The 10,315-nt window shown below is 55.9% G+C and carries 9 protein-coding genes and 1 pseudogene; all 10 read right to left on the bottom strand.

The window, feature by feature from the left end; genetic code table 11:
* The coding region (locus Q2B33_RS21045) for a hypothetical protein (protein WP_300817644.1) at nt 1-690 on the bottom strand (690 nt) is incomplete at its 3' end.
* Complete coding sequence (locus Q2B33_RS21040; RefSeq protein ID WP_300783266.1) at nt 687-1,619, bottom strand: type II secretion system F family protein; 933 nt, start codon at nt 1,617-1,619, stop codon at nt 687-689. The genes Q2B33_RS21045 and Q2B33_RS21040, both read right to left, overlap by 4 nt.
* A 27-nt stretch (nt 1,620-1,646) precedes the next feature.
* Complete coding sequence (locus Q2B33_RS21035; RefSeq protein WP_300783264.1) at nt 1,647-3,263, bottom strand: CpaF/VirB11 family protein; 1,617 nt, start codon at nt 3,261-3,263, stop codon at nt 1,647-1,649.
* A gap of 314 nt (nt 3,264-3,577) precedes the next feature.
* A pseudogene (locus Q2B33_RS21030) lies at nt 3,578-4,324 on the bottom strand (hypothetical protein); the annotation flags it as partial.
* Nucleotides 4,325-4,473: 149 nt separating this feature from the next.
* Entirely contained in the window at nt 4,474-5,418 is a 945-nt protein-coding gene (locus Q2B33_RS21025) for a Flp pilus assembly protein CpaB (protein ID WP_300783262.1), read from the bottom strand.
* A 121-nt stretch (nt 5,419-5,539) separates the two neighbouring features.
* A complete protein-coding gene (locus Q2B33_RS21020; RefSeq protein WP_300783260.1) occupies nt 5,540-6,121 on the bottom strand; it encodes a prepilin peptidase in 582 nt (193 codons plus the stop codon).
* Nucleotides 6,122-6,125: 4 nt separating this feature from the next.
* Nucleotides 6,126-7,982, bottom strand: coding sequence for a hypothetical protein (locus tag Q2B33_RS21015; protein WP_330687843.1), 1,857 nt, complete (start codon nt 7,980-7,982; stop codon nt 6,126-6,128).
* Between the two features lie 112 nt (nt 7,983-8,094).
* Complete coding sequence (locus tag Q2B33_RS21010; RefSeq protein ID WP_300783258.1) at nt 8,095-8,703, bottom strand: DUF6550 family protein; 609 nt, start codon at nt 8,701-8,703, stop codon at nt 8,095-8,097.
* An 80-nt stretch (nt 8,704-8,783) separates the two neighbouring features.
* The gene (locus Q2B33_RS21005; protein WP_300783256.1) at nt 8,784-9,341 is read right to left on the bottom strand and encodes a hypothetical protein; all 558 of its coding nucleotides are present in this window, start codon (nt 9,339-9,341) and stop codon (nt 8,784-8,786) included.
* A 14-nt stretch (nt 9,342-9,355) separates the two neighbouring features.
* Complete coding sequence (locus Q2B33_RS21000; RefSeq protein WP_300783319.1) at nt 9,356-9,790, bottom strand: DUF4320 family protein; 435 nt, start codon at nt 9,788-9,790, stop codon at nt 9,356-9,358.
* Between the last annotated feature and the right edge of the window lie 525 nt (nt 9,791-10,315).

The following is a 10,315-nucleotide window of genomic DNA, read 5'->3' as shown; positions in this document are numbered from 1 at the left end:
CTGGTCGTCCCCCCGGAGGACGCCGATCAGCCCGCGCACCACATCGGAGAGCATGGGGCTGCCGATTCGGGTCTCGAAGCGGAGCAGGGAGTTCTCATAGTTGCCGGTCTTCATGTCCGCTATGGTCTGGTCAAGCTCGGCGGCGAAGTCCCTGCCCGCCACCCTGCGGTAGGAGGTGAGGATCTTCAGCACGTCCCGGTCGTTCTCCAGACTCTGCCCTACGGCCAGCGCAAAACGCGGGATCTCCGCCTCTATGAGCTTTCTGCGCTTCCTGACGAAATTGAAGGCTGCGTAATAGGTGGAGAACCACAGCGCCACTGCCAGCCCCATCAGGACAGGGGACAGGAGCGGCATGAGGAACGCCATGGGGACGGCGCACAGCCCTACGGCAGCTGCTGTCACCCATGCCCGGGCAGTATATGCTTCCGGGGTCAGCTCCAGCCCTGCTATGGCAAGCGCCGTCTGGAGCCGGTTTCTTTTCAGCCTGTCCAGCCGCAGGAACGGCGCAAGCAGAGTGGCGATTTTTGTGATATATACATCCAGCAGCTTCTCCTTTTTGGCGTTCTGCTGTTTTCTTGCAGCCATCATCATTTTGGACGTCCTGCCTGTAGGGATGTCTACAAAGGCGCAGGACAGGTTGTAGGCTGCAATGCCAAGGAAGACAATGGAGGCCAGTGCAAGCAGTGTCATGTGCCGTCACCTCCGTATTCGATGGGCCTGCTCAGCTTCATGATTTGGGTCAGGGAGAACAGGAGGATGGCGGCGCAGACTGCCAGTGCAATTTTGCCGGGCACGGTATACACCAGTGTGTGGAACCAGTCCCTGTTCAGGAAATACAGCAGCGGCACGTTGCCGATGACAAGGAACATCATGGTGACGGCCTCCCTCCGCGGCCCCTGCATCATGGCCTCCAGTTCCGACTGCACGATGCGCACGTCCGAGAACTTCTGGACGATGGTGGGCAGGGTCTCCTTCATGGAGCGGTCAGACTGGCACTGGATCAGGATGCCCGCCCATTCGTGGAAAATCTGGTTGGGGATCTTCATTTTCAGGGAGTTGATGGTGCTTGTGGTGTTGGCGTTGATCAGCTCGCTCTCCAGAACGAATGCCTGGAAGGTGGCCCTCACCGGCTCGTTTATGTAGGGCAGGTTCTCCCTGACGGAGCGCAGCAGGTCTTCTGTCCGCAGGTAGGAGGTGGTGATGACGGAGATTGCGGTCTCCAACTCCTCGTTAAGATGCTTTTTGTAGCTTGCCGCCGTGCTGCGCAGGTACCAGATGGGCAGGAGGGAGAAGCCCAGACCCAGGATAGGCACCATGTATACGTTGTTGATGAGCAGGGCAAGTACAGCGCCAACGACAAAGAGCAGCAGGGTGAGCCTTGTGACGGCCTCATAACGGTCTTCCCGCCCCATGTCTTTTAGAATCTGCCGTATCTCATAGTCCTGGGTGAAGAATCTCTTAGCTGGCCTGCCTGTGAGGACATCCAGTTCGTCAGTGAGTGTGGGGATTTTCCGCCTGATGCTGAAAATGGCATCGGAGAAGTCCCTGGGCCTTACGCCGAACAAGGCAAGGAGCCCGGTACTCGTAAGGGCAAAGTAGATGAAATAGATCCAGCGCAATCAATCAGCCTCCTTTCTGTGGCTTTCTTATATGGTTTGTTCAGTTTCGGGTGGTTCGGGCATGGATGTTTCCGGTGTGGCTGTTATCCCTGCAGGCTGTTTTCCAGAGGCAGTTTTTCCTTTTGCAGGGTTCACTTTCCCATCATTTTCCCTGGCAGGCTCAAGCCCTGTTCCTGCGGAGGCTATGCTGTAGGAGCCTGCTTCTGCAGCTGTGGATTTGGGTTTCCTTGCAGCAGCTTTCTTGGCAGGTGCTGTTTTAGTGGCGGCTTTCTGTCCGGAAGGCTCTGCGGGAAGGAATTCCTCCAGTTCCTTGTGGGGGATGCCGTTGTCCAGGAGCCGTTTCTGCAGGGCGGCGGATATGGCTCCCGCTTTCTGGTGGTGCCCCAGTACCTGGGCATTGCCGCCACTGTCGGTCACATTGTCCTCCACATGGTACTTGTAGAGGGAGCGGTAGACCAGTTTCCCGTCCAGATAGTCCTCCCCCTCGATGATTTCCATGATTTTCCGGGAGCGGTCTTCCAGCTGTTTGGTGAACACTACCACCGGGTAGGCTTCCACCATGATCTGCATGAGGATGGAGTCGTCCATGGCGTATTTCCGCTTTGCCAGAGTCATCATCCTGCGGTAGGTGCTCTCGCAGGAGTTGGAGTGGATGGTGGTCACCACGGTATGCCCCGTCCGGGAGCTTTCCGCCGCCGACAGGCTCTCCGCCGCGGAGCGCATCTCCCCCACGCCGATGACGTCCGGGTGCTTGCGCAGGACCCTTTCCAGAAGGAAGTCCTGGTCGATGTCCATGGAGGGGTTCTCGTGGGGGCGGGTGAGCAGGTGCACCACGGAGTTCAAAATGTTCCCGTTCCCGTCCCTCTTTACCAGGTCGAATTCCCGGCTGCCCTCCTCGATGGTGATGAGGCGGCGGTTGTTGGGGACATTGGACAGGAGCCATGCCATGATGGTGGTCTTGCCGGAGCCGGTGGAGCCTGCGATGCACACCGATACGCCGTAGCGGATGCAGGCGGTGAGGAAGTGGAGCATCTCTGCCGTGGCGCTGCCGGATTCCAGGAGCTTCTCCTCGGATACGGTCTGCTGGTTCACGATACGGATGGAGGCGTTCACTCCAACGTCCGCGTCCACGATGGGGGTCTTGTCCACGGAGATACGGATGTTCCGGTCAAGGAACCCGATTACCGAGGGCATGGTGTCGTCAATGACCATGCCGCAGGCGTTCAGCATGCGCCTGACTACGTCTATAGCGTGCTGCGGGGAGGAGAACCTTTCGGGTATCTTGATGCTGCGCCCGCTGCTCATGATGACCTCGATGTCGTTGTAGGCATTGATGTTCACCTCCTCCACGTCCGGGGCGTAGATCCATTTCTTTAAAAAGGAGTAGCCGGCCATGTCTTCATAAAGTTTGGCGCAAAGCTCCTTGGTAGTGCAGCCCTGAAGGGAATATTTCCGTCTGACAAGGTACTGCGCCATCAGCTCTTTCAGGACGGAGGAGGCCCGCTGTGAGTCCCCGTCCCCGGCGCCTGCTATGGTGGAGGCATGGTTCTCGGAGAAGTAACGCTGCACGTCCTCCAGTATCTGGTCGTAGGTCATGCCGCTGTTCTCTGCAGGTGTAAAGAAGATGTCGTTCAGGTTGTTCATGGCTCGTCCGTATCCTCCTCCTCCCAGTCTTCGTATCCGGAACCGGCAGCGTCATAGCCAAGCCCGCTTTCTTTCTCCTGCCAGTCAGGCTCCGGTTCTTTCTGGTTCCGGTGGCTGCTGTATCTGACGGTCCTGTCCTCATGTGGCGGTTTTCGGTTCTTTTTCCGTCTTCGGGGAAATGAGCTGTCATCTCCATAAAAATCTTCCGGTGCGCTTCCACTGGTTTCATATGCGTCCGGGTCGCTTCCATAGGAGTCGGTGCCGCCAGGCTCCCTTTCTTCCTCCAGTAAATCTTCTTCCGGCCAGCCCTCCTCCCGCTCTGCAGCCTCCATCTGCTCCAGTGTGTCCAGTACCTTGTTCAGGGATGCGGTGTATTTGGAGTTGCAGTATTTCACCGCCTGGAACATGCCGCCCTCGGTGGCGCAGCGGTCGATTTCCTTACCATAGGGAAGCAGGCCGTCAAAGCCGCCGATGATGTATCCCATCTCGTCAAAGGCGTGGAAGGGCCTTGCCATGCCGGCGAAGGTCATGTGCCTGTCATAGTGGAAACGGCTGTCTGCAAGCAGGGGCTGGTGGGCCTTCAGGTAGTTGATGCCTTTCAGGTCGGGGGTCAGGATGCGGATGACCAGATCGCCGGACTCGATGGCGGCGGGGGTGAACACATTGGTCATGGCGGGGCTGCAGTCCAGTATCAGGTAGTCCACCAGGCTCCCGGCGGCGGATATGAGCTGCAGGGCCATCCGGTAGTCGGTATCCGGGTAGCTTAAGGGGTTCTCACCGGCGCTGTAGCCCATGAGGCCGATGAAAGGGTAGTTCTTCAGCACGGTCACATGGCTGGCAATCAGGGAGGTGTCAATCTCCACACTGCTTAAGACCTGCCCTATGGAGGCTTCTGCCCCTGCCGCCTGCTCCGGGAGCCACACCGGAAGCATGGGGGTGCCGGGGTCGGCATTGATGACGATGGATTTCTGCTTATTGCGGGTCAGCGCCTTGGCGAGGATGCAGCAGAACATGGACTTGCCGCTGCCGGGGCTGCCCCAGACTGTAATCGTTTTGGACATTGGGATTCCTCCTGGTTTCAGTTCGCATCTGTTGGTCCTGCACCCGGTATTCGTGACTGTTTTACACGTAAAGTATGTATCCATAAATCAATATGGGTGATGGATGTGCAGATGGTATTTTGTTTACTCTTGTTATTTTCTGGCTGGACTTATGATTTATGCTCTCGGTCAGAGCTGGAAGCAGCGTTGTCAGCAGGTGATTCGGAGGAATCAGGACTGCCGTCATTATCTGTATCTGAGTCACCAGCGGCAGGAGGGGTTCCTGCATTGCCGGAAGCATCGGCATTGTTGTTGGTTTCTGCTTCGCTGTCCCTGGTACTTTCCGAATCTGTATCATCAGCAGGGGCATCAGTCCCTTCTTCCGGCAGCAGCGTCTCCGGGAAATAGATTTCCTGAAGGGTGTGTTCCTGCTCTGCTAGCAGTTCCGCTGCAAGCTTTTCATTCCCCCGGCTGACCAGGGCAACATGGGCGATGCCGTCATTCTCCAGAAGGGTGATGGTGCGGGCCTGTTCCGGGCTTGCCAGCACGGTGATGGTGGCGGATTGTTTTTTCTCCTCGTCTTCCAACGGCTCTTTTGTGTTGTCCACGTTCACTCCGCCGGAGTCGGTTACGGAGAGGACTCTTACGAAGCGCAGTTCGGGAACTTCAGCCGCCGCGTCAAGGAAGTGGTAGATGCGGATGATGTCCCCGGGCTGCAGCTTGTCGGACAGGCCGGCGGCAAGGGTCTGTATAGTCAGGGAGATGGCCACCTTGCCGGAGGGGATGCTGTTCAGCGCAGTATCGGAGGATATGGGGACGGGGCTGACTTTGGCGGGGAGTATATAGTCCCCCGGGAAGAGGTCCGCTGTGGCGTAAAGCCCTTTTACATCGTCCAGGGAGCGGGCGGTGCCGGAGGGGAGGTTGTAGCTGCCCACCTCTACGGTCTCGGTGTTGTCTGCGCTGACAGTCTCCCCTTTCAGGATGGGGGCGGTGACGCGGACAACTTCTGTCTTGCCATTGGTCTGCCTTGCGATGACGGGCAGGGCAACAAAGGCGGTGACGGCTGCCAGCAGGAGGCTCAGCAGGCCGAAGATAAAGCGGTTGTTCAGTTTCATGGTTATATTCACTCCTGTTCTGTATTTGGATGGGTTATGTTTTGGCCGGTATGGCGGTTCTTTGGTGGATGGAGATTGTGTTCCGGCAACGGTGTGTGTTTTCCGCCGGTCTGCTGTGCAGCTATAGGGCTGCGGCCATGGTGGCTATAAGGCTGCCGGCTGCAAGGAAAGGGACAAACGGCAGGGATAGCATTTTATTTGTATTGGTACGCTTATTTCTATGGTCCACGATTAAGGTGGCAGCAACAGCTAACCCAGAGGCGGCCAACAGGATGGCCATCATGTGGGAGGGGCCATGGATAAAGCCCATTGCAGCTGCCAGCTTGATGTCGCCGCCTCCGATACCGCAACCGTCTGGGGATGCCATGGCAGCCGCAAATAGGATTAGGAAGCCCGTTGCTGCTCCTGCCAGCGAATATAGGAAAGCAGGTGGGAGTGCCTGTAGGAACCGAGACAGGGACATTCTGGCTTCTTCTGAAGATATATTTGCCAGAGCCTTGCCCATGCAGTCTGCCCTGCCCGGTGCGATAAATGAATCTGCTGTCTGGCTGGTAAGCAATGCGTTCAGGAACGGAGCCGTCAGGGCAACAGGGCAGAAGAGCAGCAGCACCCTGTCCGGCACCCGTCTCGTGCGCAGGTCGTGTGCCGCGAATCCGGCGATGCAGGCAAAGACCAGCAGCTTGTAAGCATAGATGGCGGCCATAAGGCTACTCACGGTTGGTATACCAGTCGTCAAAGACGGACTGGTGGATGGTGGTGTGGTCGCTGACGTTCACCGACAGCATCCCGTCAGGTGTCCAGGTGTCCCATACCTGCGTGTATACCGTGTAGTTCGTATTGTCCGGCATCCATACGGGCGTGAAGTGGACGTTTCGCCGGTAGGTGGAGAACTCGTTGGGGCGGAAGGTGAACTTCGCATTGTGTCCGCCGGAGACGCGTTGCAGGAGCCGCAGGTAGGTCTTGTACTGGAACTCCGGGAAGGTGGCGAGGGCGGTCTGGGGAGTGGTGCAATGCCCGGAGGTTGCATTGGTGGAGAGAGATGCCCTTACCTCGGTCTTCACGCCGTAGCCGCTTTTCATGTCTTTGCCGTTTGCGGTGGGAACGATGTCGTCAGGCAGCAGCGCCATGGTGCCGGAGAGGGAGGCATAGTAGCCGGTGTAACTGTATTCCCATTCTCCGTCATCTTCCCATTCTCCCTCGTCTACCCATTGGCCGTCGTCCTGCCATTCTCCCTCGTCTCTCCATTCGCCGTGGCCGCCCTCGCACCGTCTGGGGCAGGCTTCCGTGCATTCTGTAGCATGCCACTGCATGTTGGAATGCCACTGCATGTTTTCATGCCATTTCCAGTCCGCATGCCACTGCCAGTTGGGAACCCATCTGCAGCTCCACACGCCCCAGTTGGCAGAAAGCTTTTCGGGGTTTGGCGGCAGGGGCGGCACGGTGTATCCGGGGTAAGTGTCCGTTGCCAAGGGGTCGGGCGGAATGCGCTCGCTTAAGTCAACAATCCTGGCAGTGATGGTGTCCCTGGAGAGAGTTCCTCTGTTGACGGTGACAGTGATGTTCACGTTCTGGGGCGTGGCCGGCGTGTGCCATTTGACCCAGACCAGCTGGCAGTCGTCTTTGGGGATGACAATGTTGTTGACCTGATAGGCCGTCCCCAGAATGTGGAAGGTCACAGTGGCGGGATTGTCCGGGGTGAGATCCATATCTGTATATAGGGTAATAGCCGTGATAACATCCGTGTCCACCCGGTAGTCCGAATCGGGCAGGGCGATGCCGCCTCCGGGGGAGCCGCCGCCCGGGTCATCCGAGGCAGGAGGGTCATTGAACCAGATGATGCCCACACCCAGACTGTTTATGATGTCTGTGTTTGACTGTGTGCCGTTGGTGTTGCCTGCCCATGCGCCAATCCCCAGATCGCTATGTTCCAGAAATATGGAGAGGGGCAGGTTCTTGTGGGTCAAGGAGGGCATGGTGGTGCGCAGTGCCCCTCCGGAAAGTTGGTCGTAGAGGGCAGCTTCCGTGGCAGTCATACAGTAATATTGGCCGTTGTGGGTGAAGTAGGCTATGGGTTCTACCATCAGTTTGTACCTGCCGGAAATCATGGTGTCATAATCCATCCCGGCAGCCTCCGCCACCATCATGCAGGCATATTCGCTACAGAAGTAGCGCTTGATGGACTCAATGTTGTTCCTGCCCGTGGAACTGACGATGGTGGGCATGGGGTTGGCAGGTTGGATGCAGCCATAGGAGCCGCCGGTCTGCAGCTGTAGGCTGGTGCCGTTCCGGTACTGCAGTTTGCTGACCTTGCCAAAGTGGAGGATACCGCCTGTCTGAGCCTGGTTGGAAAAGTCCATTGGGATGGAGGCAGCAGCGCCGCTTTCTGTGTCGATGACGGTGATGCGCACGCCGTCATTTCCGGGGATCCATTTGTTCTGTGAGGTTCCCTGTCCCATGCCGCCGCCCCCTGTGTTCATGTTGCCATTCCCGGTGGCTCGGGCCGTGGTGGTGGGGAGGCAGAGCAGCAGGACCAGGGTGAGGAATAGGGAAATAAACCGTTTCAAGATAGTATCACGCTCCTTTTCTGTTATTTTGAATGGCATAAAAGAAAGCTGCCAAGGGAAAGGCAGCTTCCGTTTTCTCAATATTCAGTTTTATGTATAGTATTCTGCCGTTTTACATGTTTCCCACCATTTTGTCCGGGTCGCCGGAGCTGTCCATGGTGTTCTGATCTGCTGTGCTGGGGACTACCCAACCGAAGACGGGGTCATATACGGCGCCGTTTCCGTTTGATGCTCCTGCGGCGGGGGTATTGGGCTGTGTAGGCGGTGCAGTGGACGCAGGCTCCAGTTCCTCCGATGTATAGGCGGGAGGCTGTTCGGGGTTTGTGGCATCCGCTTCAGCTGTAGGTATTTCCGGAGGTTCCGGTTGCAGTTCTTCCGTTTCCGGGGTGAAGTCAATGGTCACCAGCTGCTCTGTTTCTCCCGTCACTTTCGGATAGGACTCCAGAATATCATGTTGATGCTGTTCCTGAATGGCGGAAGGGGTGTTGGCGGGGCTTACGTTGTTCCCGGTGGGGACGGACGTTGTCTGGGAGCTGTCAGGAACAGTGGGGGAGGGGGTCTCCTGCCATTCCTGGGTAATGGGGCCGGGTGTGGGGTCTTCCGGTTGGAAGTCGGCCTTATCTTCCCGGCCAATAAAAAATGTGGCGGCGAGGATGCCGATGCAGGCAGCGGAGAGGGCGGCTGCGGGGAAAGCTTTCGATTTGAAGATGTTCTTTTTCATGGTGTTGTCCTCCTTTTTGGCTCTTTATATTACCTATACGAATTTGCGGGTTGCTTTTCAACAAATTCTGAAATATTTTTTTAAAATTTTGTGTTGTGGAACCCGGTCAACTCTATGCGCCGCGTAATGGTGGGGTATTGTCGCCCAAACATCCGAATGAAGAATTCTACATCGCAGGAAAAGGTATATTCTACACGGCTGCCGGAGACACGGAACCGGAGTTGGATGTTACGGATGGCATAGTCATTTGTGGAGAGCGGCACTTTGTTAGCCAGGCCGTCCGCCACGGTCTCCTCCAGCATGGACACATAGCTGCTGTCGGAATAGAGGGTGTTCAGGTACTCGCTAAAGTTGGTTTCTCTCTGGGAGCGGAAGGTGTCCGCATAAATGCTTGCACTGAGGTTGTTCAGCTCCATCTTGGCACCGTTGCGGATGTTAATGCAGGTGATGCGGATGGAGGCGTACAGCAGCAGGAAGGAGACCAGCATCACGGTTCCTACGATAAAGAAGCAGGTATAGATGGAGATGTCGCCCTGTTGGCTGCGGAGCAGTTTTGCTGCTTTCCCATGCTTTTGCTTTTTTGGGTAGCAGTGGTCTGGTTTTAGTGCCGTGTGTCTGTAGTGTAATGTTCTTCTCATGTTTATCATTCCCCTCACTTCCAATAATGTTCGCTGACACCTGCACCTCTTGAGACAATCCGGATGTTGATCAGATTGAAATTCCAGAAGCCGCCTAGTTTTGCGTCTCCTGTGATGGTGATGTAGAAGGGGGTGCCCAGCTGGATGGCTCGGCTCATGCCGCCCGGGGGAGGGGATTTGTAGGAGGCATCAATGCTGTAGGAAAGGTTATTTGCTCCGTTTATCTGCGAACAGAGGAATTGGAACAAGGCATCCGTCTCAGCATTTGTGCCGCCAGAGAGTTGAATCTGCTTCACCATCTGATCGGCGCAGTGGTCGAGCTGCTGCTTGGTGGAGATGATACCAAACAGGTCGATGATGAAGGCCAGCAGCAGGGCAGTAATGAAGATGAATACCACCGTGCTGAAATAGTTGGCTTCGCCACGTTGGTTTTTTAGTGGTCCTGCCATATCAGAGGGCTTCCTTAAAGATGAATAGGACTTTTTCAAAAGCCATGCCTGATTGGTTGTACTGTAAGCAGATTTGCGCAGGGGATTGCCGATAGTAATAATACAAGGATCCCCGCAGTTTTCATTTGACAAAGTAAAATCACCACCTTTCTAATGAAAACAGCCGCTTCCGGAATCGGGAAACGGCTGTATCGTAGTGTGTCTTTCAGACGCACGTTTTGACTGTAGCAAGTATAACATATGTGGATTTGCGGGGAAAGAGCAAAAGCGTGCCAATTTAATGCCAATTTAATTGTATGTTACTGTTCACACGTCGGCTTGACTGAAAGAAACCGATGGTATAGACTGTTCTCAGTCGGAGCCATCGGTTTCTTTATCCAAATATCTGCGATACCCTGTCAAATAAATTGAGCCCTTCTTCCTGGCGCATCATAACAAGCATGCTCATGCACCCACAGAGATCCTCGATGCTCTCGAAGCTCCGGAATGACACGGCCTGCTGCTGTTTCCTCTTATATCCCCTCA

It is taken from the genome of uncultured Acetatifactor sp. (assembly GCF_948601915.1).
Lineage (GTDB): Bacteria > Bacillota > Clostridia > Lachnospirales > Lachnospiraceae > Acetatifactor.
This window is presented reverse-complemented; position numbering and strand designations above follow the sequence as displayed.